This is a genomic window from Pseudomonas leptonychotis, from assembly GCF_004920405.1.
Lineage (GTDB): Bacteria > Pseudomonadota > Gammaproteobacteria > Pseudomonadales > Pseudomonadaceae > Aquipseudomonas > Aquipseudomonas leptonychotis.
The window spans coordinates 1147109-1170636 of the sequence record NZ_RFLV01000001.1 but is presented as its reverse complement, the minus strand read 5'-3'; the positions used below and the strand labels follow the sequence as shown (position 1 = coordinate 1170636).

Sequence of the window (23528 nt, the reverse complement as noted above, 5' to 3'; positions counted from 1 at the left end):
ATATGACTGTTCTGAAGATGACCGACCTCGACCTCGCCGGTAAGCGCGTGCTGATCCGCGAAGACCTCAACGTGCCGGTAAAAGACGGTGCGGTGAAGAGCGACGCGCGCATCCTCGCCTCTCTGCCGACTATCAAGCTGGCGTTGGAGAAGGGCGCAGCGGTCATGGTCTGCTCGCACCTGGGTCGCCCGACCGAAGGTGAATTCAGTGCTGAGAACAGCCTGCAGCCAGTCGCCGACTACCTGAGCAAAGCGCTGGGTCGCGACGTGCCATTGGTCGCCGACTATTTGGGTGGCGTTGAGCTTAAAGCCGGCGAGATCGTGCTGTTCGAGAACGTGCGCTTCAACAAGGGCGAGAAGAAAAACGCTGATGAGCTGGCCCAGCAATATGCCGCGCTGTGCGACGTGTTTGTGATGGACGCCTTCGGTACCGCTCACCGCGCCGAGGGCTCGACCCATGGCGTGGCCAAGTTCGCCAAAGTGGCCTGCGCAGGTCCTTTGCTGGCCGCCGAGTTAGATGCCTTGGGCAAAGCCTTGGGTAATCCAGCCAAGCCGATGGCCGCTATCGTCGCGGGCTCCAAGGTCTCGACCAAGCTCGATGTGCTCAACAGCCTGAGCCAGATCTGCGACCAGCTGATTGTCGGCGGCGGCATTGCCAACACCTTCCTCGCTGCCGCTGGTTTCCCGGTTGGCAAGTCGCTGTATGAAGCGGATCTGCTCGACACCGCCAAAGCCATTGCCGCCAAGGTCAGCGTGCCGCTGCCAGTGGACGTAGTAGTGGCCAAGGCCTTCGCTGAAGACGCCGAAGCCACTGTCAAGCTGGTGGCCGATGTGGCGGAAGACGACATGATCCTCGACATTGGTCCGCAGACTGCCGCGCAGTTCGCTGAGCTACTGAAATCATCGAAGACCATTCTGTGGAACGGCCCGGTCGGCGTATTTGAGTTCGATCAGTTCGGTAACGGTACCAAGGTCCTGGCTCAGGCCATCGCCGACAGCCCGGCGTTCTCCATCGCCGGTGGTGGCGACACCCTGGCGGCTATCGACAAGTACGGCATTGGCGCGCAGATCAGCTATATCTCCACCGGCGGCGGCGCGTTCCTTGAGTTTGTTGAAGGCAAAGTGCTGCCGGCTGTAGAAGTGCTCGAAACCCGCGCGAAGGGTTGAACCTTGTGGGTGGGGTGCATGGCCAATGTGGCCCTGCTAGGGTGAAGCACGAGTCTCTGTGTCGGCATGGGTAGCCCTGAGCCGTACGGGTGGTCTGATTAACCAAGCAAGGAGAGTGGCGATGGGCAGGTTTTTCATAGTGGGTGCCATCGGTTTGTTGCTGGTTGGCTGCGGCGATAACGTTCGGGAAGAGGCCTGCAAGGTCCTCAGCCCTGCGCAGATCGAAACGCCAACCAGCCAGGATGATCCGCGTATTGATGGCCAAAGCGGCAGCGGCTCTGACGGCGGAATGCCGGACCAACGCTGCTAACCGGGAAGGCGTATGAAGAATAAAGGCATCACCGCTGTAGCAGCTTCAATGCTGTTGTTGGGTGCATGTGCCGGTCAGCCAGCCCCTGATAGCGGATGGACTCGCTGGGTTTGTGACAGCCAAGCCGAAGTACAGTGGCGCTTTACCGATGGCAGCCGCGAGGTCATCGATTTGCGTTTGGGCGGCGACGATATCGTCCACCGTCTTAAGCTGGAACCCGCGGGCTCTGGTGCGCTTTACAGTGATGGAATGCTGGCCTTTCACACTAAGGGTGATCAAGGATTGGTGTACCGAGTGGCGGATGACGACCTGATCGGTCGGGGCTGTCAGGCTCAGTAATAAAGACATGCATGGCGGGCCGTATAGCCTTCCAGCTTTACCCTCGCGCCATGACGTGCGAGGCGGGACGGGATAACCCCAGTGCCCAGAAACCTGAACGTGGTCTGCCCCAGTGGCAGGCTGGCAACGATTAACGACCCTTTTGGGAGACAGGAAAACCATGGCACTTATTAGCATGCGTCAGATGCTCGACCACGCCGCCGAATTCGGCTACGGCGTGCCGGCCTTCAACGTCAACAACCTCGAGCAAATGCGCGCGATCATGGAAGCGGCCGACAAAACCGACTCCCCTGTGATCGTTCAGGCTTCTGCCGGTGCCCGCAAGTACGCCGGCGCACCGTTCCTGCGTCACCTGATTCTCGCCGCCATCGAAGAATTCCCGCATATCCCGGTGTGCATGCACCAGGACCACGGCACCAGCCCTGACGTGTGCCAGCGCTCGATCCAGCTGGGCTTTAGCTCGGTGATGATGGATGGCTCGCTAAAAGAAGACGGCAAGACCCCGGCCGATTACGACTACAACGTGCGCGTGACCCAGCAGACCGTGGCGTTTGCCCACGCCTGTGGTGTGTCCGTGGAAGGCGAGCTGGGTTGCCTGGGCAGCCTGGAAACCGGCATGGCCGGTGAAGAAGACGGCGTTGGCGCCGAAGGCATTCTTGACCATAGCCAGATGCTCACCGACCCGGAAGAGGCCGCTGACTTCGTCAAGCAGACTCAAGTCGATGCCCTGGCCATCGCCATCGGCACCAGCCACGGCGCCTACAAATTTACCAAGCCGCCTACCGGCGACATTCTCGCCATCGACCGCATCAAGGCGATCCATGCGCGCATCCCCAATACCCATTTGGTGATGCACGGCTCCAGCTCGGTGCCGCAAGAGTGGCTGGCGATCATCAACCAGTACGGCGGCGACATCAAAGAAACTTACGGCGTGCCGGTTGAAGAAATTGTTGAGGGCATCAAGTACGGCGTGCGCAAGGTCAACATCGATACCGACCTGCGCCTGGCCTCTACGGGTGCTATGCGCCGCCTGATGGCGGAGAACCCGAGTGAGTTCGACCCGCGTAAGTTCTTCGGCGCCACCGTAACTGCGATGCGCGACATCTGCATCGCCCGCTACGAAGCCTTCGGCACCGCCGGTAATGCCTCGAAGATCAAGCCGATGAACCTGGAAGCCATGTTCCAGCGGTATGCCAAGGGTGAGCTGGCCGCCAAGGTCAACTAAAAGCAGCCTTACTGCGCGATAAAAAGCCGCTCGTTACGAGCGGTTTTTTTTGCCTCCGATAGCTCCCATGGGGCAAGCAACGCGTCCCTAAAGTAACGGGAGGTGCTCGATTTTCAGTTTGTAGAACGTCGCGCTACCCGCTTCGGTTTCATAGCCGGTGTTGTCCTGGGTGTACACGCCAGCCTTGAAGTACAGCGGTTTAACAGCCCAGTCGGGGCTTATCAGAGCATTCCAGTTGCGACCGTAGGCGCTGATGCTCAGCGTCCCATTGGGCGTCAGGTGGATGTTGTAGGTGAAACGCAGGTTCAACGGCACGCCACTGGCGATGATGATGACCTGGCCGCTGACGTCGCTGGGATTACTTCGTACCTTGGCCACTATGTCCCCGCTGCCCCGCCAAGTTTTGTATTGGTACTCCAACTTGAGCAATGGGCTGGTGCTGTCTTTCGCATGGATCTGACCGATGACGATCTTGCCGGTCGAGGGAGTCTGGGTGACTTGCAGGGCAGCGCTCAGGCTGTTGTCGGCGTCGGGATATTTCCAGTTGCGCAGGCTGCCGTCGGCAAAGGTTTCACGCAGTTCGCTGCGCGGGTAGCTGGCGTTGCTGGTGGTACTGCCATTGACTGGCGCCCAGAAGAAGATGCTGGCGGCGTCAGATTGGAAGTAGTGGTCCTGATAGCCACCCACCAGCAGTGGGGTTGAGATGGTGGTTGCCGGCACGCCGACGGGAATGCTGAGGTTCCAGGTTGCGAGGTCGATCATTGACTGAGTTCTCTACTGAGAACTTTCAGTCGGGCATATCTCATCCGCGAGTTAGTAGCTATGTACTCGGCATTCCGGCCTGTGCGCTCGAACTAAAAGTTAGGGCTAGGGGGAAGCGGCAGTGTTGCCACCTCGCTCGGAGGCCAAGGAGCCGCCGAGCAGGGGCTTTATACGTGTGAAGTCCGTGCGTGCTAATGTTTTTTTGGCGCCAATAAAATGCTTTTTACCGCATGGCCATTATATGGCCAGTAATAATGGGTGCATAAAATTGGGTGCGTAAAAAATCGCACCTTGATAACTAAGGAGAGTTTTTTGCGATGGGCGTCATTTTTTTGGAAGAAAAACGCAGGTGAGTGTTTTTTTGCACGGAACTATCCGATGAGTGGGTGGCATGCAGGAGTAGTTCCGTCGCGTAGCTACGGGGGTGCCCAGTTGTTTCTGAGTGGTAAGGCAGTATTGCGTCACCCTGGGAATTGCGGGCGTGGCGGCATCAGGGCATTTCTGACGCTGGCTCTGTGCGCCTTTCTGGTGGGTTGTGCCGGGCAAACCCCCTTGCCGGCAGCGCCGTCGATGCCGAGCGTCCCGCTGGTGAGCGATGTACAACACTGCTTGAGCCGCGCCGAGTGCTCTACCAAGCTGTCGCGCACGCTGTTGTTTGTCTTTGACTACGCGGCGGCCGGGGCGCCGCTGGTGCAGCGCGAGGGACCGTTATTGTTCACCCCTGTCGATGCGCCGATGTCGGACTGGCCGGCGCTGACTATCCGTCTGGCCGAAGCCGAGCAGAGCGCCTTTGCTTTTAATGCGCAGTGCCGGGCAACGGCCTGTCGCCTCACGGTTGAGCAACTGCTGCAGATCTACCACAGTTACCTGGCGGACCAGCCCTGTGCTTTCAGCGTGGCCGTCTGCTCTCTGGAGTAATGCGTGTGGTCTTGAGCGAGAAGCGTGCGGCGCTGCATGCATATAACGTTGGCAGCTGCGCCTATCGTCTATCCGGGGGCTTGGTAAAACCATGTAAAACTCCGGCGATATGCAGCTAGGCGTACTGGTCCATACTCGGGCCACTGTTGCCTCTGGAAATCAGTCCGTATGTCGAGTAAATCCCGTACCTTGCTGTACTTCCTCCTCGCCGTCTTGCTGGCGAGCGTGCTGGGCACTGTGTTGCAAACCCAGTTCAATCTGGCCAACTTACAAGCCCTCGGTGCGCCCATGCCGATGGCGGTTCGCCTGCACACCACCTGCCTGGACCTATTGGGGTTTAGCCCAACCTTTGCGGTGCTGGTGATTCTTGGGTTTATCTTTGCCTTGCCCGCCGCGAGCCTGCTGGCGCTTCGCTGGCCTGTAACGCGCTGGGCCGTTTTTGCCCTGGCCGGTGCGCTGGCGGTGCTGGCGGCGATGACGCTGGCCAATGCACTGTTACCCATGCCGACACTGATCGGCGCCAACCGTAGCTTGGCGGGCACCCTTGGGCTGATGGCCTGCGGCAGCGTCGGCGCATTGCTCTTCGCCACTTTAGCGCGGCGTACGCCTGCTGCTCACGCCTGATGTTCCCCTCTTCAACGAAAAGGCCCGTGCCATGCTGAATACTTCCCGCGCTCTGTTATTGCTTGGCCTGCTTGGCAGCAGCCTGGCGCAGGCCATGGACTACCGCATCGAAACCGTGACCAGCGGCCTGGAGCATCCGTGGTCAATGGCCTTCCTGCCAGATGGGCGCATGCTGGTCACCGAGCGGGTGGGGCGCCTGCGCATCATCGAGCCGGACGGCAGCCTCAATCCGCATCCGGTTGGTGGTTTACCCGAGGGCTTTGTCGCGTCTCAGGCCGGGCTGATGGAGGTCATGCTTGACCCCGACTTCGCCAGTAATCAGCAGCTGTATTTCAGCTACGCCTACGGCACCACGCAAGCCAACAACACCCGGTTGGCCAAAGCGCGTTTGGTCGACGGACAGCTGCAGAATGTTCAGGTGCTCTTCAGTGCACTGCCGGCCAAGGCCGGAGCCGCGCATTACGGTGGGCGCATGGCCTTTCTCCCAGACAACACATTGGTGCTGACACTGGGGGATGGTTTTGATCTGCGCGAGCAAGCCCAAGACACGAGCAACCACCTGGGTAAGATCGTGCGCCTCAACCGCGATGGCAGCATCCCTGGGGATAATCCACTGGTGGGCCAGGCAGGTGCCGCTGAGGAAATTTACAGTTTTGGCCATCGAAATGTGCAGGGCATCGTCTATGACGGCGAGCTGCAGCGTCTGTACAGCCACGAGCATGGCCCGCGCGGTGGCGACGAGCTAAATCTGATCGAGGCGGGCAACAACTATGGCTGGCCGCTGATCACTTACGGCATCGATTACAACGGTGCGCAGATTTCACCTTACACCGAGTTGCCGGGCCTGCAGCAGCCCCTGCTGCACTGGACGCCGTCGGTGGCACCGTCAAGCTTAACGCTGTACCGCGGCGCCTTGTTTCCACAGTGGCAGGGTGATTTGTTTGCCTCGACCCTGGCTGAGCGCAGCGTGCGCCGTATTCGCATGCAGGATGGCAAGCTCGCCGGTCAGGAGGTGTTGTTCGATGAGCTTGATGAGCGCATCCGTGACGTACGCGGCGGCCCCGATGGCGCCTTGTACCTGCTTACCGACAGCGCCGAGGGGCGTTTGCTGCGCGTGGTGCCGAGCCAGTAGCGCTAAAAGCCGCAGCTCGATGAGTGCGGCTTGCGGCATAATCAACGGCCTTATTGCGCCCCTGCACATCGCCCATGACCCCGCTTAAATACCTGCAAGCTTACCCCGACCATCTGCAAGAGAAGATCCGTCAGCTGATCGCGGAGCAGCGCCTGGGTGATTACCTGGCGCGTTCTTACAGCGCTAAACACGGGATTCAAAGCGACAAGGCGCTGTATGCCTATATCCAGGGCCTCAAGCAGGAACACCTGCGTAATGCACCGGCCATCGACAAGGTGCTTTACGACAATCGTCTCGACCTAACTCATCGCGCCTTGGGTTTGCACACGGCGATCTCGCGGGTGCAGGGCGGCAAGCTCAAAGCCAAGAAGGAAATCCGCGTGGCCTCGTTGTTCCGCGAGGCCGCGCCGGAGTTTTTGCAGATGATCGTGGTACACGAGCTGGCGCACCTGAAAGAAGCCGAGCACAACAAGGCCTTTTACAAACTCTGCGAATACATGCTGCCCGGTTACCATCAGCTGGAGTTTGACCTGCGTGTGTACCTGACGTGGCGCGAGCTGCCCGGCAGCGCGGTAGGCCTTTTAGCCCCGCAACAATAGGTTGAGTTGGTCAACCACCTCAGCCCAGTCGGCGTCTTCACGGATCTCTTCACGCAGAAAGCTTGCTTGGGCGGTGTCCCAGAAAGGCGCGTCGGCCAGTTTGCAGTCTTCTGCTAAGGGCGAATGTTGCTCAATAAAACGTTCGATACCAGCGGTGTCATGGGCTAAGCCAAGTTGTTTGAATAAGCTGGGTAGGTCGTGATTTTGCGGGTACATAGGTGACTCCTGAGCGGTTTCGGAGCGGCCTTTCAGTTATAGCCGCTATCAGTCGACCGAGAGAACTTCCAACAGTTGCACGCCGCTGGCCAGTTGCAGGGTGATTTCCTCACCAACCTGCTTGCCGAGCAGTGCACGCCCCAGCGGCGCTTGGGGACTGAGCACTTGCACGCTGTGCCCCGCCTGCTGCAGCTTCATCGAGGCCCCGTTTGGGCCGAGAAAAAGATGCTGGCGATTGCCTGCGTCATCACTCACCTCCACCAGTGCACCGAGACCGATACCCTGCTGGTCGCTGTAGGGGCGCAACAACAGTTGCTTCCAGCTGTTCAGCGTTTGCGCAATGGTCTCTGCGCGGCGGGCCTGTCCGGTAGCCAGGTAAGACGCCTCAAGGCCGAGCGTGTCATATTTATTTTCGGCAATATTTTCTTCGTGCGTCGCCGTCTCATAGGCCGTTTGAGCGGCTTGCCGGGCTTGCAGAAGATCACTTTGCAAGCGTTCGAGCACTTGGTTGAGCAGTTCGGTCTTGTTCATGTCGAGTCTATTCCGAGCACAGCCGCGCGAGGCGGCTAATACGGTTTAACGCTGCGGTTTGAGCAGGTGGCCAGCCAGCGTACGCAGCGGCCCTAGCTGCCGGCAGATAAGTGCCAGCTGGGTTTGTACCAGCCGCTGTTGGTCATCCAGGTTCTCGCTGAGTCGCTCCAGCTCAGCGGCCAGCTGCTCTTCAGCATCGCTGTGAATCGCCACTGGGCGCTCGTTATGCAGGCAGTTGGCAATTTCCTCCAGGCTGGCTGCCATCTGGCTGGCGCTGGCCAGCAGCGGATGGTCTTGGCCACTCAAACTGGTTTCGCCACGGTGTGCGCCAAGGCCTGAGAGGTAACTCAAGAGCGTGTGCGACAGCACCAGGAAGCGAAAGCCAATATCCGCTTCCTTACGGAAATGCCCGGGCTCCATCAGCATATTGCCGAGCGTGGTCGACAGCGTGGCGTCGGCGTTGTGTGCGTTACGCCGAGCCAAGCGGTAGGCCAGGTCGTCGCGCTTGCCGCTGGCGTACTGCTGGATTATTTGTTGCAGGTAGCGGCTGTTGCAACTCAGGGTATTAGCCAGTAAGCGATTCAGGCGCCGGCCTTGCCAGTCCGGCAGAATCAATAGCACCGCCAACCCGGCGATGAGGCTGCCGAGCAAGGTGTCGACCAGGCGCGGGATAAACAGGCCATAACCATCGCCGACCTGGTTGAAACAGAACAACACCAGCAGGGTAATGGCCGCGGTGGCCAAGGTGTAGCGGCTGCTGCGCAGGGCGAAGAACGCCACCCCGGCCGCCACCGCAAACAACGCTTGCATCAGTGGGTTGGGGAACAGGTCGAACAGTGCCCAGCCGAGCAATAGACCGAGCACTGTGCCGGCGATGCGCTGCACCAGTTTTAGGCGGGTGGCGCCGTAGTTGGGTTGGCAGACAAATAGTGTGGTTAGCAGAATCCAGTAGCCTTGGGTTGGGTGAATCCAGTGCAGCACGCCGTAGCCGGCCGCCAGGGCGATGGACAGGCGTAGGGCGTGACGGAACAGCAATGAGGTTGGCGTCATCTGCAGGCGCAAACGATCCCAAACATCCTTCAGTGAGTGTGGTTCGCGGTCGAGCAGGCTGCTGTCCTGCTCCTCAGCCAGGGCGTCGGGGTTGCTGGCATTGCCCAAGAGCACATCCAGGCTGTGCAGGTTACCGGCCAGCGCGCCAAGCGAGCGCAGCAGGTGGCGCCAGGCCGGATTGCTTTGCACGCGCAGGTGTTCGAGGGAGTCGTGCAGGTCGCCCAGGGCCTGGTGGCACAGTTCGCGGTATTCAAAGGGTTGGCGCAGCTCAATGGCCTGGGCCAGACGTTGGCAGGCCTCGCCGTGCAAACGTAACAAGCGCTGGCAGCGAAACAGCACATCGCTGTGGAAGAATGCTTCGGCCAGTTCGTTGTAGGGGTAGTGCGATGAGCTGGCGCGCTCGTGAATGTCCTGGGCGAGAAAGTACAGCTTCAGGTAGCGGCTGACCTTGCGCCCTGGGCGGCCGTTGCCCACGCGGTGCAGGATGATTTCTTTGGCTGCGTTGAGTGCCGCGACCACGCGACCATTCTGCTTGGCCAAGGCCAGGCGCCGCTCTTCTACATCCAGCTGGCGCAAAGGTTCGAACAGCGCCGCCTTGAGCTTGAGGTACTGACCCAGCTCGCGAAACAGTCGGGCCAGGCTGTGCTGCACCGGTTGATTGGCGAACAGCGCATTCCACAGCACCGACAGCCCGCCATACCAGGCCGCCCCGGCGACCAATAGCAGTGGCTCTTGCCAGTGCCCTGCTGCGCCGCCGCGTTGTTCCACGCCAATCATGCTGTACACCGCGAGAATCAGCGTGGCTGCGCCGAGGGTGGCGTAGCGTTCACCTAAAGCGCCGAGCATGGTCAGGGCAAAGCTGGCCAGGGCTAGCGCGCTGACAAATAACCAGGGGTAGGGGAACAGGAACTCCACGGCGTAGGCCGCCACGCTGAAGCAGGCCAGAGTCACCAGCAACGCGACCAGGCGGCCTTGCCAGCTGTCGTCGGTTTCCGCCAGGGCACTGGCGATTACGCCCAGAAACAGCGGAATCAAAGCGTGCATCCAGTCTTGCGACCAGCACAGCAGCAGCGCGCCGCTTAGGGCGATCAATACCCGCAGGCTGTAGCTGAATTTGTCCTGCGCCCAGAGGCGACGCAGCGAATGACGGAGCGAAGGTGACGACATTGAATCGGGGCCTTGGCGTGGACGTACGATGAAGACTAATGGAATAACCCGTCCAGCAGCACGTCCTCTCGCCCGTAACACCCACCAACTGCTAAAACGGTTGGCGGGGCACGCAGGACCTAACGGTTACATCGACGGGCATGCTTGCGGGCAGTCCGCTCGTTACAGCGGCCAGACCAGCAGCAGCAGAGGCACGCTGACCACCACCACGATGATTTCCATCGGCAAGCCGAGGCGCCAATAATCGCCGAAGCGAAAGCCACCTGGAGTAAGAATTAGTGTGTTGTTCTGGTGGCCAATGGGGGTCAGGAATGAGCAGGAGGCACCAATCGCCACCGCCATTAGTAGGGTGTCCGGGCTGACGCCGAGTTGGCTGGCCGCGCTCAAGGCGATGGGGCACATCACGGCGGCGGTGGCGGCATTGTTCATGAAGTCTGAGAGGGTCATGGTTACCACCAGCAGCAGCGTCAGCATTACCACCGGATTACCCTGTGCGAGATGTTCCATCAGCAGACGCGCCAATAAGTCGGCCGCGCCGGTTTCGGACATAGCCCCGGCGACCGGGATCATGGCGCCTAATAGCACAATCACCGGCCAGTCAATGGCCTCGTAGAGCTGACGGAGGGGCACCACACGGGCCACCATAAATATCAACATGCCGGCGGCGAAGGCTACGGCCGCCGACAGTACGCCGAACGCAGCCAGCGCTACGGCCAGCAGCATGACGCCCACCGCAAAGCCGGCCTGGGTCGGGTTAGGAATGCTGATGGCACGGTCGGCTAGGGGTACGCACTCATAGTCACTGGCAAAGTCGGCGATATCGCTCGCTTCACCTTGCAGCAGCAATACATCGCCGCGCTCGAACTGGGTGGAGCGCAGGCGTTTGATTGAACGGTGATTCTGCCGCGAGATCGCCAGTAGGTTGATGCTGTAACGGTGACGCAGGCGGATGTTGCTGGCGGCCAGCCCGATCAGCCGTGAGTCGGTGCGTACCAATAGTTCCTGCAGCACTCTCTCGTCATTGTGGGTGTCTTTTTTGTCGTCGGTTTTACTCTTGGCAGATTCGCTTTCGTCAGCACCTTCGTCCGCGTCAGGCGACGGCTGTTTGGCGGCCTCCAGCGTCAAGCCTAGCGTGCTGAGGACGTCGCCGAGGGATTCGGGCTCAGCCTCAATCATCAACACGTCATCTACCTGAAGAATGCGCCGCGGGTTGGGCGCCGACAGGCGCAGCTTGTTGCGCACCATGCCCACCACTTGGGCATCGGCCTCCTCCAATAGCTGTTCGACTTCACGCAGACTCTTGCCTACGGCTTTTGCGCCTTCCTTTACCCGCGCCTCGGTAATGTAGGTGCCCGTGTCGAAGCTAGCGACGCTTGCTACTTCCCGGCGCGGTACCAGCCGCCAACCGATCAGGGTAATAAACAGCACACCGGCCAGGGCAACGGCAACACCCACAGGGCTGAAGTCGAACATGGCGAATGGGCCGGCATCGGTCTTTGCGCGGAAGCTGGATACGATCAAGTTGGGCGGCGTGCCGATCAACGTGGTCATGCCGCCCAAAATGGTGCCGAAGGCCAGCGGCATCAGCAGGCGCCCAGGCGGTAAGTCTTGCTTGCCGGCAATTTTCAGGGCAATTGGCATCAGCAGGGCGAGTGCGCCGACGTTGTTCATAAAGGCCGACAATAGCGCGCCAAGCCCGGTCAGGGCTGCGATCGAGAGCATGGGGCCGGCATTGGCTGGCAACACCCGTTGCGCCATGACATCTACTGCACCGGTTCGCTGCAAACCGAAGCTGAGTACCAGCACGCAGGCCACAGTAATCACGGCAGGATGGCCGAAGCCGACAAAGGCTTGCGCGTCGGGCACCAGGCCTGCGATCACGCAGGCCAAGAGTGCGCCGAGCGCGACGATATCGTGCCGCCAGCGACCCCACAAAAACAGCCCCATGGTTGCCGCGAGAATGGCGAAAATCAGTCCTTGGTCTTGGGTCATGTTGGCAAGCGATCCTTAGAGAAGGGCTGCTGGAGGCAGCCGCTTAGCAAAATACTGTGGGTGTTGCGGTGGCATAAATGCTGGCTTAGGCGTATTGCGCGGCCGCATAGCCCGACGCCCAGGCCCATTGGAAGTTGAAGCCGCCCAGGTGACCTGTGACGTCGAGCACCTCGCCGACAAAATACAGCCCTGGCGATTTCAGCGACTCCATGGTTTTTGAGGACACCTCACGGGTGTCTACACCGCCCAAGGTGACCTCGGCGGTGCGATAACCCTCGGTGCCCGCCGGCACCAGCTGCCAGTCGCCGAGCCGTTCGGCAATGGTTTTGAGTTCAGCGTGGGTGTATTGCTTCATCGGCTTGGAAGCAAACCAGTTATCTGCCAGCAGCCCGGCCATTTTCTTGGTGAACAGCTCGGCGAGCAGGGTTTTCAACTCACTGTTGGGGCGCTGGCCTTGTTGCTGCTCTAGCCACTCGGGCAGATCAATGTGCGGCAGCAGGTTGATGCTGATGGCGTCACCCGGTTGCCAGAATGAGGAAATCTGCAGAATCGCCGGGCCACTGAGGCCGCGGTGGGTGAAGAGAATATTCTCTTTGAAACTTTGGCCGTTGCAGCTCACCACGCAGTCTTCCACCGAGGTGCCGGACAGCTCAACGCAGAGTTCTTTGAGCTGCGGATCGGTAATGGTGAAAGGCACCAGGCCGGCGCGGGTCGGCAGCAGCTCGTGGCCGAACTGTTTGGCCACCTGATAGCCAAAACCGCTGGCCCCGAGCGTTGGAATCGACAGCCCGCCAGTGGCAATCACCAGCGATTCACAACGCACGGCCCCGGCGCTGGTTTGCAGCTGGTAGCCGCTGTCCAGTTTGGTGATCTCGCTCACCGAAGTGTCCAGGCGCAGCTCGACGCCGGCGTCATCGCATTCGCTGAGGAGCAGGCCGAGGATGTCGCTGGCCTTGTTATCGCAGAACAGCTGGCCGAGTTTCTTCTCGTGGTACGCCACGCCGTGTTTGGCCACCAGACCGATAAAGTCCCACTGGGTGTAGCGCGCCAAGGCCGATTTGCAGAAGTGTGGGTTTTGCGAGAGGAAGTTGTTTGGCTCGCAGTACATATTGGTGAAATTGCAGCGCCCACCACCAGACATGAGGATTTTCTTGCCGGCTTTGTTCGCGTGATCGAGCAGCAACACTTGCCGCCCACGCGCCGCCGCCGTCAGTGCACACATAAGCCCGGCGGCACCGGCTCCGATAATCACGACCTGGGGTGTAAGCACGACTCTTCCTCGGCATGCGACGCGCGCCAGAACTGGCGCAAAACAGCGCGCATCTTAACTGATGGTCGACACCGTGTGACGAGGCCGGTGATCGGCTAGGATGAGTACTCTGCACTTTCTGGACAGTCGTTGATGAATGGACTGCGGGCCTGCCTGCTGTTGTGGATGCTATTGGTGCCATTGTGTGGTCACGCGGCGCAGACGTTGCGTCTGGTGGCCGATCCCTGGCCGCCGTTCAATGACCAGACGTTGCTGAACAACGGGTTGGCTTCCGATCTGGTAACCACAGCCTTGGAGCGGGCTGGTTACCTCACCACCTACGCTCAGGTACCTTGGGCCCGAGCGGTGCGTGGCTTGCAGCAGGAAGCCTACGACGTGCTGATCAATGCCTGGTACACCGACGAGCGTGCGGTGTATGGCCACTACTCCCAGCCGTATCTGGTTAACCGCGTGCGCTTTTTACAGCGTAAAAATGCGGGGATTAATTTCACTCAATTGTCCGACCTGTACCCCTACAGCATTGCCGTGGTGCGTGATTACGCCTATTCCCCAGCATTTGGCCAGGATGCAAAGCTAAACAAGGTGGAGGTTGTTAGTTTTGAGCTGGCCGCGCGCATGCTGCACGCCCGGCGGGTGCAGCTGACCCTGGAGGATGAGCTGGTGGCGCGTTTTCATTTGAGCCGCAGCTTGGCAGGGGTTCGCGATCAATTGGAGTTTCTGCCGCAGCCGCTAAGTGAGAACAACCTGCATATTCTGATCAGCCGCAAACACCCGCAGCATCAGCAGATTGCCGATGCTTTCAATAAAGCGATTGAGGGAATGCGTGCCGATGGTAGCTATGCGCAGATTTTTCAGCGGCATGGGCTTTAGGGTCTGTTGACGTTTAATCGTGAGCCGCGTTGCTGCGCAACCCGAAGGGCCGGGCCTGTTTTAGCGCGATGCTGCGTTTCTCGACACTCATTTGGAACAACCAAACTTCGTGTCTCGTGTCTCGTGCCTTGCTTCGCGCTAAAGCGGGCTCCGGCGCGGCCGCGAATTAAACGTCAACAGACCCTGGCTACTGCCAGCAGTTACGCCCGCGACCCTGGTTCTTGGCCTGATACAGGCGCAGGTCGGCCTGGTGCAGCAAGCTTTCCAGGTCATCCGGTGCGCCATGGTAGATGCCTGCGCTGAAACACAGCGGCGGTGCACCGATGGCGTACTTTAGGTTGGCGCAGTGGCTGCGCAACTGGTCGAGGGTGCTGCTTAGGGTGGCAGCATCCTGCTGGCTGATCATGGCGAACTCCTCGCCGCCCAGGCGCCCAAGCAGCGCGTCGGGGAAGGCGCTGGACAGCGCCCGGGAGAACGCGATCAAAGCGGCATCACCACTGGCGTGGCCGTGTTCGTCGTTGATGCGTTTGAAAAAGTCCAGGTCGAGCATCGCCACGCTCAGGTCCCGGCCGCCGCTACGCGCCAGTTGGAACAGTTGCTGGCCGTGCTCATAGAACGCGCGACGGTTATTCAGGCTGGTCAGGGCATCAAACTGCGCCGCCTGCTTGAGTGCGCGTAGCAGGTCGCGACGCTCCAGGGTCGACATGACCCGGCAGTTGAGTTCTTCCGAGCAGAAGGGTTTGCGCAGGAAGTCATCGGCGCCGTGCTTGATGAACTTGGCGCTGAGCGAGCCTTTGGTGTCGGCCGAGAGCCCGAGAATGATCAGCTCGTGACGCTTCATTTTCTGCCGTAGCAGTTTGACCAGATCAAAGCCGCTGATACCGGGCATGCTGTGATCAACCACCAGCAGGTCGATATCCGGCTGCTCTTTGAGGATGCGCAAGGCTTCGTCGCCATCGCAGGCTTCGATGATCTGATAGCGATGTGGGGTCAGGACGTGGCGAATGTAGTGGCGGGTGGCGTCGGAGTCCTCGGCGATGAGGATTTTCACCGCGCTGTTGCTTTCCAGGCGATGCAGCAGGCGGAAGGCGTACTCGTAGGAATGTTGGCTTTCCTTGAGCACGTAATCGACCACGCCCTTGAGCAGCATCTGGTCGCGGCGCTGTTCGTTGTAGGTGCCGCTGAGCACGATGCAGGGCAGGCGGTAGGTCATCACCACATCGACAATCTCACCATCCGGGGCGTCTGGCAGGTTGAGATCGACGATAGCGGCGAAGAACAGCTCGGCTGAGGTTTCCAGCATCACCTGGGCTTCGCCCAGGGAGGCGCAAAAGATCGGCTGGAACGCACTTTCCTTGCGAAACAGGTGCTCAAGAATTTTCAGCACCAGGGGGCTGTCTTCGACCACCAGAATATTGCGCAAGGAGCGTTCCTCTACCACGTGCCACATCACTGCGGCTGTCTATTTGCGTGTTGCAACCAACTATAGGGTACGCACGCGCAGTGAGCGGCCCTTGATCTTGCCTTCGCTGAGGCACTTGAGTGCCTGCATGGCCACGCTGCGCTCAACGGCCACATAGGCCTGGAAATCGAAGATGGCGATCTTGCCGACCTGGGTGCCAGGGATGCCAGCATCGCCAGTCAGTGCGCCGAGAATATCGCCGGGGCGCAGTTTGTCTTTGCGTCCGGCGCTGATGCACATGGTAATCATGGGTGGTTGCAGCGGCGCGCCGCCTTGGTGCTTGAGGCTGCTCAGTGGGTGCCAGTTGAGCGGCGCCCGTTGCAAGGTTTCGATGGCCTGGGCACGGTGACCTTCAGCCGGGGCAACCAAGCTCATGGCCAGGCCTTTCTCGCCCGCGCGACCGGTACGGCCGACGCGGTGAATATGAATTTCCGAGTCGCGCGCCAGTTCAACATTGATCACCATGTCCAGCGCATCGATATCCAGGCCGCGCGCCGCCACATCGGTGGCCACCAGTACGGACAAGCTGCGGTTAGCGAACATCGCCAGCACTTGGTCACGGTCGCGTTGTTCTAGGTCACCGTTCAGCGCGGCGGCCGAGATGCCTTTAGCGGTCAGGTGGTCGACCACTTCCTGGCACTGCTGCTTGGTAAAGCAGAAGGCTACGCAGGACTGTGGGCGATAGCAGTTGAGCAGCTTGACCACGGCTTCCATACGCTCCTCGGGGGAGATTTCATAGAAGCGTTGTTCGATCTGCGTATCGTCATGAAAGGCGTCGGCTTTGACCTGCTGCGGATCACGCATGAACTTAGCGGACAGCTGTTTGATGCCGCTCGGGTAGGTGGCGGAGAACAGCAGGGTCTGTCGACGCGTCGGGGTCTGCTCAATGATTTCGGCGATGCTGTCGTAGAAGCCCATGTCGAGCATGCGATCGGCCTCATCGAGCACCAGGGTGTTAAGGCCGTCGAGTTTCAGCGTGCCTTTGCTCAGGTGCTGCTGAATGCGCCCCGGGGTGCCGACGATGATCTGCGCGCCGTGTTCCAACGAGCCGATTTGCGGGCCGAATGGCACGCCGCCACACAGGGTAAGGATTTTGATGTTGTCGGCCGAGCGAGCCAGGCGGCGCAGTTCTTTGGCCACTTGGTCGGCCAGCTCGCGGGTCGGGCAGATCACCAGCGCCTGGCAGCCGAAGAAGCGCGGGTTGAGCGGATTGAGCAGGCCAATACCGAAGGCTGCAGTCTTACCGCTACCGGTTTTGGCCTGGGCAATCAGGTCCATACCTTTGAGCATTACCGGCAGGCTCTGCGCTTGAATCGGGGTCATCTCGGTGTAACCGAGGGACTCGAGGTTCGCCAACATGGCGGGAGAAAGCGGCAGAGAAGAAAACGCGGTGTTGGTCACGGTACAGGCCTGCTAATACGAAATGGCGTGCAGTGTAACAGGCTGGAGGTAGAGGCTTGGTTCAAAGAACCAGCACGCGACCGGCTGCGCTTCGGCCATACGGCGTTAAAAACAGCTTCGGAATGCTCATTTACAGCCAGTAAACTCCGCTTCCTCAGCTGTTTTTGCCTTGTTTGGCTCTAGCTCGCGAGATCGTAAAACACGTTCTAGCTAGACGGTCGATCTTTACGGTGCTCAGAATAAATCGATCGGGTCGACATCCAACGACCAGCGCACCGCACGGCCGCTCGGCATTTGCTCCAGGGCCAACATCCAGCTATTGAGCAGCCGATGCAGCGGCGCGCGGGCGTTGGCTTGTACCAACAATTGCGCCCGGTAGCGCCCGGCGCGGCGCTCCATGGGGGCGGGAACTGGGCCGAGCAGCTCGATGCCGCTGAGCTTTAGCTCGGTCAATAACAGCTCGGCTTCTGTGCAGGCGTCGTCAAGGAAGCCTTCGGCCTGGCCCGGCTTGTGCGCCTCGGCGCGCAGCAATGCCAGATGGCAGAACGGCGGCAGGCCTGCGCTGCGGCGTTCGCTGAGGGCCTGTTCGGCGAAGGCGAAGTAGCCCTGTTCGGTCAATTGCACCAATAAAGGATGGTCGGCCAGGTGGCTCTGGATAATCACTTTGCCCGGTTCTTCGGCGCGGCCGGCACGCCCGGCGACCTGGACGATCAGCTGGGCCATCCGTTCGCTGGCGCGAAAGTCTGCCGAGAACAGGCCGCCGTCAGCATCCAGAATCGCTACCAGGGTGACGCGCGGGAAGTGATGGCCTTTGGCGAGCATCTGCGTGCCGACCAGGATGCACGGCTCACCGCGCTGCACGGTGTTGAACAGGGTGGTCATGGCCTCTTTGCGTGAGGTGCTGTCGCGATCAACGCGCAATACCGGTACCTCGGGGAAGAGGATCTCCAGGCGCTCTTCGGCACGCTCGGTACCCGCGCCTACGGGGCGCAAGTCGACGTTCTGGCACTTCGGGCAATTGCTCGGCTGGCGTTCGCTGTGCCCGCAATGGTGGCAGCGCAGTTCGCGCGAGCGCTGGTGTACGGTCATGCGCGCATCGCAGCGTGGGCATTCGGATAACCAACCGCAGTCATGGCACAGCAAGGTCGGAGCAAAACCGCGGCGGTTGAGGAATACCAATACCTGCTGGCCGGCCGCAAGTGTCTGGGCGATGGCCTGCTGCATAGGGCCGGAGATACCGGAGTCCAGTGGTCGGCTTTTTACGTCCAGGCGCAGAAAGCGTGGCTGCTTGGCCCCGCCAGCGCGCTCGCGCAGGTGCAGCATGGCGTAGCGACCGCTGTGGGCGTTGTGCAGGCTTTCCAGTGACGGCGTGGCTGAGCCGAGCACAATCGGGATGTTCTCCTGGCGGGCGCGCACCACGGCCAGATCGCGAGCGTGATAGCGCAAACCTTCCTGTTGTTTATAAGAGGCGTCGTGCTCTTCATCGATGATGATCAACCCCGGGCGCTGCATGGGGGTGAACAGTGCCGAGCGGGTGCCGATGATGATGTCGGCCTCACCATCGCGGGCCGCCAGCCAGGCATCCAGGCGTTCGCGGTCATTGACCGCCGAATGCAGCAGGGCGATACGGGCGTTGAAGCGCTGCTCGAAGCGCGCCAGGGTCTGCGGGCCAAGGTTGATTTCGGGGATCAGCACCAAGGCTTGCTTGCCAGCCTCCAGGGTTTCGCGGATCAGCTGCAGGTAAACCTCGGTCTTGCCGCTGCCGGTGACCCCCGCGAGCAAAAAGGCATTGAAGCTGCCAAGGCCTGAGCGAATGGCGTCGGTGGCGACGCGTTGCTCGGCATTCAGTGGCAGCTCTAGCTGCGCGAGCCAATTAGCGTGGCGCTCGCTGGGGGCGTGACGGCGGACTTCCACCTGAACCAGACCCTTTTCCAGCAGCAGGTCGAGGCTGTCCTTATTCAGCTGCAGTTTGCTCAGCAGCGGATGGGGCACGCCATGGGGGTGTTGGGCCAGGGTTTGCAGCGTGTCTCGTTGGCGTGGCGCACGGCTTAGGCGCGGATCATCCAGCTGCGCACCCTCAACGGCAGACCAGAAGCGCTCCTGACGCGCTTCGGCCGGCTCGCCCTGGCGCAGCAGCACCGGCAGCGCCCAACTTAACGTGTCGCCGAGGCTGTGCTGGTAATACTGCGCTGTCCACAGGCACAGCTTGAACAGCGCCGGCGGCAGCGGTGATTGTGCGTCGAGCAATTGCAGGGCGGGCTTGAGTTTGTCTGCCGGCACGTCGCTGTGATCCGTTACCTCAATCAGAATGCCGATCATCTCGCGCCGCCCAAACGGCACACGCAGCCGCGCACCTGGCTGTAGCGCGCTACGCGGCACACCGGCGGGCGCGCGGTAGTCGAACAGGCGGCGCAGCGGCGAGGGCAGGGCGAGGCGCAGAATGACGTCGGGCACGCAAAGGCTCCAGCACAAAGGGCGCGATCTTAGCATGCAGTCAGTCGACGACCGGCCTTGCGTCACTGCGATGCTCTGTTATTATCGCCGGCCTAATTCCGTGCGGTACCTGACAATAGTGTTTGGTGGCGGCACGACAGCCTGAGGAATTACCATGAAAGCCGATATCCACCCGACTTATGAAGCCCTGACTGCTACTTGCAGCTGTGGCAACGTGATCGAAACGCGCTCCACTCTGGCCAAGCCACTGAGCCTGGACGTGTGCAACGAATGCCACCCGTTCTACACCGGCAAGCAGAAAATGCTGGATACCGGCGGCCGTGTTGATCGCTTCAAGCAGCGTTTCGGCATGTTCGGCGCCAAGCAGTAAGCTTGCGCGCAGCGACGGAGACCCGCATGGGTTGCCCCGCGCTACTGAAAAAGGCGTCCCTTGTGGGCGCCTTTTTCATTTTCGGCGTTTATTTCGAAGCGGCCCTGGCGTACTGCCCTGCACCCGGCACGCTGCCGAGCGTCAAGGTGCAGCGCGTGGTCGATGGCGATACCTTGCGCCTCGTCGATGGCCGCAGCGTGCGTTTGATCGGGTTGAACAGCCCGGAAATGGGCCGCCAAGGCCGTTCTGCCGAACCCTTTGCCGAGGCCGCGCGCAAACGCTTGCAGGCGCTGGTGGCTGCAAGCGATGAGCGCGTCATGTTGCAGTACGGCAAACAGGCTAAGGATCACTACGGACGCACCCTGGCGCACGCTTATGACAGTCGGGGGCGTAACCTGGAGGCGCAGCTGCTGGCCGAAGGCCTCGGTTACCTGGTGGCTGTCGCGCCCAACCTGGCGCTGGTGCAGTGCCAGCAGGCTGCTGAACGCAAGGCCCGGCAGGCGCATGTCGGGCTCTGGCAGCGTTCGCCGGTGCAAGCGCCCAAGCAGCTGAGCCGTGGTGGCTTTGCCCTGATTCAGGGCCGGGTCCAGCGTGTCGAGCGTAATGGCGGTGGGCTGTGGCTGGAAATGGGCGATTCGCTGGTGCTGCATATCGCGCCCCGTGCGTTGGCTAATTTTGATCTGCGCGCGGTCCAAGGCCTTAACGGTCGTAAGGTCGAGGCCCGCGGCTGGGTCATCGACCGCTCTAAGCGCGGAGGCTTGCGTGCGGGACAGGCGCGCTGGATGCTGCCGTTGACCGATAAAGCCATGTTGGAGGTGTTGCCATGATCCTGCGCGTACTGACGTTGTTCGTTCTGCTGGTGCAGCTGGCAGGCTGTGCGGTCAATCCGGCCACCGGGCGCAGCAACTTCGTGATGATGAGCGAGCAGCAGGAGCTCGATCTTGGTCGCCGCTACAACCAACAGATACTCAAGGAAAACCCGCGCTACGCCGACGAGAAACTGCAGGCCTATGTGCAGCAGGTCGGTGAGCGGGTGGCGAAGAACAGCCACCGCAATCAGCTTAATTATCAGTTCACCGTGGTCGACAGCCCCGATATCAATGCCTTTGCCTTACCGGGCGGCTACATCTATATCCACCGCGGCTTATTGGCCTACCTCAGCTCGGAGGCCGAACTGGCCGCTGTACTCGGTCATGAAGTGGGCCACGTGACTGCACGGCATAGCGTGCAGCAGCAAAGCCAGTCCACCGCTTGGGGTCTGCTCGGTCAAGCGGTAGCGATTGGCACGGGTGTTGGGGCGGCTGCCGATGTCACCAGCGTACTGGGCAGCACCGTTGTCCGTGGTTATGGCCGCGACATGGAGCTTGAGGCTGATGGGTTGGGGGCCGAGTACCTGGCGCGCAGCGGCTATGACCCGCAGGCCATGATTGAAGTGGTCAAAGTGCTGAAGAACCAGGAAGACTTTGCCCGCGATCAGGCCGCCGCGCGCGGTGAGGCGCAGCCTGCTGGGGGTTACCACGGGCTATTCGATACTCATCCGGATAACGACCGCCGTTTGCAGCAGGTACTGGGCCCGGCGCGGGCTTTGGTGACTGGGCAGCAGGAGGTTAATCGCGAGGCCTTTCTCAAGCGCCTGGAAGGTTTGCCCTTTGGCGACTCTGCTGAAACCGGTGTGCGTCGCGGCCAGCGTTTCTATCATGCCGATCTGAACTTTACTCTGGCGTTTCCCCAGGGTTGGAGTTTGCTCAATCGCCCGGATGCGCTGATCGGTCACACCGCCGATCAGCAGGCATTTATTGCCATGACACTGGAAGACAATCCGCAGAATTTGCCCCCCGCTGAGCTATTGCGCCAGCGCGTGGGTGGTCAGCGCCTGGTCGCGGGTGTCGAGCTGCAGCAGGCCGGCCTGCCGGGCTACAGTGCAGTGATCCCGGGCAGCGCTGCCAAGCGCGTGGCGGTGATTCAGCATGGCGCGCGGGCTTATCTATTCGTTGCCGCCGTACGGGGGCGTGCGTCGCTGGAAAGCCAGGATGAGCAGTTCTTAAGCGTGATCAAAAGCTTTCGGCCGATGACCCGTGCCGAGAAGAAAGAGGCCCAGCCGCTGCGTCTGCACCTGCTCAAGGCTAAGCCGGGACAAACCTTGGAGGCGCTGGCCAAGGGCAGCAAATTACCGGGCGATGCGCTGAAGGCCTTGCGTCTGTTGAATAACCTCTACCCGGCAGGTGAGCCGCGTGCTGGCGACTGGCTGAAGGTCGTGCGCTAGGGCCTGCGTGCCCATCCGGACTTGCCAGTCTTGTGCAGCTGTATACAACTTGCGTATCCTCGGCCGCCTGCCTGTTAAACAGCCCAAAGCGGAAATGCCCCCATGTCTGATTTGAAAACAGCCGCTCTCGAATATCACGCCCATCCCCGTCCGGGTAAGCTGAGTGTCGAGCTCACCAAGCCCACCGCAACCGCACGCGATCTGTCCCTGGCCTACAGCCCGGGTGTCGCTGAGCCTGTGCGCGAAATCGCGCGTGATCCGGAGTTGGCCTATCGCTACACCGGCAAAGGCAATCTGGTGGCGGTCATTTCCGACGGCACCGCAATTCTCGGTCTCGGCGATCTCGGCCCGTTGGCTTCCAAGCCGGTGATGGAAGGGAAGGGCGTGCTGTTCAAGCGCTTTGCTGGTATCGACGTATTTGATATCGAAGTCGAGTCCGAGAGCCCGCAGGCCTTTATCGACACCGTACGCCGCATCTCGATCACCTTCGGCGGCATCAATCTGGAAGACATCAAGGCGCCTGAGTGCTTTGAAATCGAACGCACGCTGATCGAACAGTGCGACATTCCAGTGTTCCACGATGACCAGCACGGCACCGCTATCGTGACTGCGGCCGGCATGCTCAATGCGCTGGAAATCGCCGGTAAGGCCCTGCCAGACGCGAAGATCGTCTGCTTGGGTGCTGGCGCTGCCGCCATCTCCTGCATGAAGTTGCTGGTGAGCATGGGCGCCAAGGTTGAGAACATCTTTATGATCGATCGCAAAGGCGTGATCCATGCCGGCCGCGACGACCTGAACCAGTACAAGGCGGTATTCGCCAGCGAAACCACCAAGCGCACCTTGTCTGATGCTCTGGAAGGTGCGGATGTATTCGTCGGCCTGTCGGGCGCCAACCTGCTGGCACCTGCAGACCTCAAGCGCATGGCGCCGAGCCCAATCGTGTTTGCCTGCTCCAATCCGGATCCGGAAATCAAGCCGGAACTGGCCCATGAAGTGCGTGATGACGTGATCATGGCTACCGGTCGTTCCGACTACCCGAACCAGGTCAACAACGTCTTGGGCTTCCCGTTCATCTTCCGTGGTGCTCTGGACGTTCGCGCAACCCGCATCAACGAAGAGATGAAAATCGCCGCTGCTCTGGCGCTGCGTGACTTGGCCAAGCTGCCAGTACCGCAGGAAGTCTGTGATGCCTACGGTGGCATTGCGTTGTCGTTCGGTCGTGAGTACATCATTCCGAAGCCGATGGACCCGCGTCTAATCACCGTAGTCTGCGATGCAGTGGCCAAGGCTGCCATCGAGAGCGGTGTGGCTACTTTGCCGTATCCGAAGCATTACCCGTTGCAGTCGGTTAACGACGTGTTCAACGGCTAAGCGCTCGGTTAACGAGCAATAAAAAACCCGCTATGG

22 protein-coding genes are annotated in these 23528 nt (G+C 60.5%); 13 read left to right on the top strand and 9 right to left on the bottom strand.

Features of this window, described 5'->3' with window-relative positions; genetic code table 11:
* Positions 1-2: 2 nt before the first annotated feature.
* The 4 genes from D8779_RS05270 to fba all read left to right on the top strand — a co-directional run bounded on the left by D8779_RS05270 (position 3) and on the right by fba (position 3040).
* The gene (locus tag D8779_RS05270; RefSeq protein ID WP_136663396.1) at positions 3-1166 is read left to right on the top strand and encodes a phosphoglycerate kinase; all 1164 of its coding nucleotides are present in this window, start codon (positions 3-5) and stop codon (positions 1164-1166) included.
* A 121-nt stretch (positions 1167-1287) separates the two neighbouring features.
* The gene (locus tag D8779_RS05265) at positions 1288-1476 is read left to right on the top strand and encodes a hypothetical protein (RefSeq protein WP_136663395.1); all 189 of its coding nucleotides are present in this window, start codon (positions 1288-1290) and stop codon (positions 1474-1476) included.
* 12 nt (positions 1477-1488) lie between these two features.
* A complete protein-coding gene (locus D8779_RS05260) occupies positions 1489-1815 on the top strand; it encodes an MliC family protein (protein WP_136663394.1) in 327 nt (108 codons plus the stop codon).
* A gap of 160 nt (positions 1816-1975) precedes the next feature.
* Positions 1976-3040: a class II fructose-bisphosphate aldolase gene (gene fba, locus D8779_RS05255; protein ID WP_136663393.1), complete on the top strand. Its 1065-nt coding sequence runs from the start codon at positions 1976-1978 to the stop codon at positions 3038-3040.
* 87 nt (positions 3041-3127) lie between these two features.
* Here fba and D8779_RS05250 read toward each other — a convergent pair whose 3' ends face one another.
* A complete protein-coding gene (locus D8779_RS05250; RefSeq protein WP_136663392.1) occupies positions 3128-3802 on the bottom strand; it encodes a polysaccharide lyase family 7 protein in 675 nt (224 codons plus the stop codon).
* A gap of 378 nt (positions 3803-4180) precedes the next feature.
* Here D8779_RS05250 and D8779_RS05245 point away from each other — a divergent pair, with 378 nt between their 5' ends.
* The 4 genes from D8779_RS05245 (at position 4181) to D8779_RS05230 (ending at position 7075) form a co-directional block, all read left to right on the top strand.
* The gene (locus D8779_RS05245) at positions 4181-4720 is read left to right on the top strand and encodes a hypothetical protein (RefSeq protein WP_136663391.1); all 540 of its coding nucleotides are present in this window, start codon (positions 4181-4183) and stop codon (positions 4718-4720) included.
* A 168-nt stretch (positions 4721-4888) separates the two neighbouring features.
* Positions 4889-5344 (top strand): hypothetical protein, encoded by a 456-nt coding sequence (locus tag D8779_RS05240; RefSeq protein ID WP_136663390.1) that lies wholly within the window; start codon positions 4889-4891, stop codon positions 5342-5344.
* A gap of 31 nt (positions 5345-5375) precedes the next feature.
* Positions 5376-6476, top strand: a complete 1101-nt coding sequence (locus D8779_RS05235; protein WP_136663389.1) for a PQQ-dependent sugar dehydrogenase — start codon at positions 5376-5378, stop codon at positions 6474-6476.
* Positions 6477-6550: 74 nt separating this feature from the next.
* Entirely contained in the window at positions 6551-7075 is a 525-nt protein-coding gene (locus tag D8779_RS05230) for a YgjP-like metallopeptidase domain-containing protein (protein WP_136663388.1), read from the top strand.
* On the opposite strand, the gene D8779_RS05225 is transcribed toward D8779_RS05230, so the two are convergent.
* From D8779_RS05225 to D8779_RS05205, 5 genes are all read right to left on the bottom strand, one after another.
* Complete coding sequence (locus tag D8779_RS05225) at positions 7058-7291, bottom strand: DUF2789 domain-containing protein (RefSeq protein WP_136663387.1); 234 nt, start codon at positions 7289-7291, stop codon at positions 7058-7060. The genes D8779_RS05230 and D8779_RS05225 overlap by 18 nt on opposite strands.
* Positions 7292-7339: 48 nt before the next feature.
* Complete coding sequence (locus tag D8779_RS05220) at positions 7340-7822, bottom strand: GreA/GreB family elongation factor (RefSeq protein WP_136663386.1); 483 nt, start codon at positions 7820-7822, stop codon at positions 7340-7342.
* Positions 7823-7867: 45 nt separating this feature from the next.
* Positions 7868-10039, bottom strand: coding sequence for a YccS family putative transporter (gene yccS / locus D8779_RS05215; protein WP_136663385.1), 2172 nt, complete (start codon positions 10037-10039; stop codon positions 7868-7870).
* 162 nt (positions 10040-10201) lie between these two features.
* Positions 10202-12031 carry an SLC13 family permease gene (locus D8779_RS05210; RefSeq protein WP_136663384.1) on the bottom strand — a complete coding sequence of 610 codons (1830 nt, stop codon included), beginning with the start codon at positions 12029-12031 and terminating at the stop codon, positions 10202-10204.
* Positions 12032-12116: 85 nt separating this feature from the next.
* Positions 12117-13301, bottom strand: coding sequence for a BaiN/RdsA family NAD(P)/FAD-dependent oxidoreductase (locus D8779_RS05205; RefSeq protein ID WP_136663383.1), 1185 nt, complete (start codon positions 13299-13301; stop codon positions 12117-12119).
* 132 nt (positions 13302-13433) lie between these two features.
* On the opposite strand from D8779_RS05205, the gene D8779_RS05200 reads away from it, so the two are divergent.
* On the top strand, positions 13434-14171 hold the full coding sequence (locus D8779_RS05200; protein WP_136663382.1) for a substrate-binding periplasmic protein: 738 nt from the start codon (positions 13434-13436) through the stop codon (positions 14169-14171).
* Positions 14172-14358: 187 nt separating this feature from the next.
* On the opposite strand, the gene D8779_RS05195 is transcribed toward D8779_RS05200, so the two are convergent.
* The 3 genes from D8779_RS05195 to D8779_RS05185 form a co-directional block, all read right to left on the bottom strand.
* Positions 14359-15594, bottom strand: coding sequence for a diguanylate cyclase domain-containing protein (locus D8779_RS05195; protein WP_136663381.1), 1236 nt, complete (start codon positions 15592-15594; stop codon positions 14359-14361).
* A 60-nt stretch (positions 15595-15654) separates the two neighbouring features.
* The gene (gene dbpA, locus D8779_RS05190; RefSeq protein ID WP_136663380.1) at positions 15655-17034 is read right to left on the bottom strand and encodes an ATP-dependent RNA helicase DbpA; all 1380 of its coding nucleotides are present in this window, start codon (positions 17032-17034) and stop codon (positions 15655-15657) included.
* 234 nt (positions 17035-17268) lie between these two features.
* Positions 17269-19488, bottom strand: a complete 2220-nt coding sequence (locus D8779_RS05185; protein ID WP_136663379.1) for a primosomal protein N' — start codon at positions 19486-19488, stop codon at positions 17269-17271.
* 154 nt (positions 19489-19642) lie between these two features.
* Between D8779_RS05185 and rpmE the strand changes: the two genes are divergently transcribed.
* From rpmE to D8779_RS05165, 4 genes are all read left to right on the top strand, one after another.
* Positions 19643-19858, top strand: a complete 216-nt coding sequence (gene rpmE / locus D8779_RS05180; protein ID WP_136663378.1) for a 50S ribosomal protein L31 — start codon at positions 19643-19645, stop codon at positions 19856-19858.
* Positions 19859-19884: 26 nt separating this feature from the next.
* Positions 19885-20685, top strand: a complete 801-nt coding sequence (locus tag D8779_RS05175) for a thermonuclease family protein (RefSeq protein WP_136663377.1) — start codon at positions 19885-19887, stop codon at positions 20683-20685.
* Positions 20682-22121, top strand: coding sequence for a M48 family metalloprotease (locus D8779_RS05170; protein WP_136663376.1), 1440 nt, complete (start codon positions 20682-20684; stop codon positions 22119-22121). Before D8779_RS05175 ends, D8779_RS05170 begins: the two co-directional genes overlap by 4 nt.
* A gap of 102 nt (positions 22122-22223) precedes the next feature.
* Positions 22224-23492, top strand: a complete 1269-nt coding sequence (locus tag D8779_RS05165; RefSeq protein ID WP_136663375.1) for a malic enzyme-like NAD(P)-binding protein — start codon at positions 22224-22226, stop codon at positions 23490-23492.
* Positions 23493-23528 lie beyond the last annotated feature (36 nt).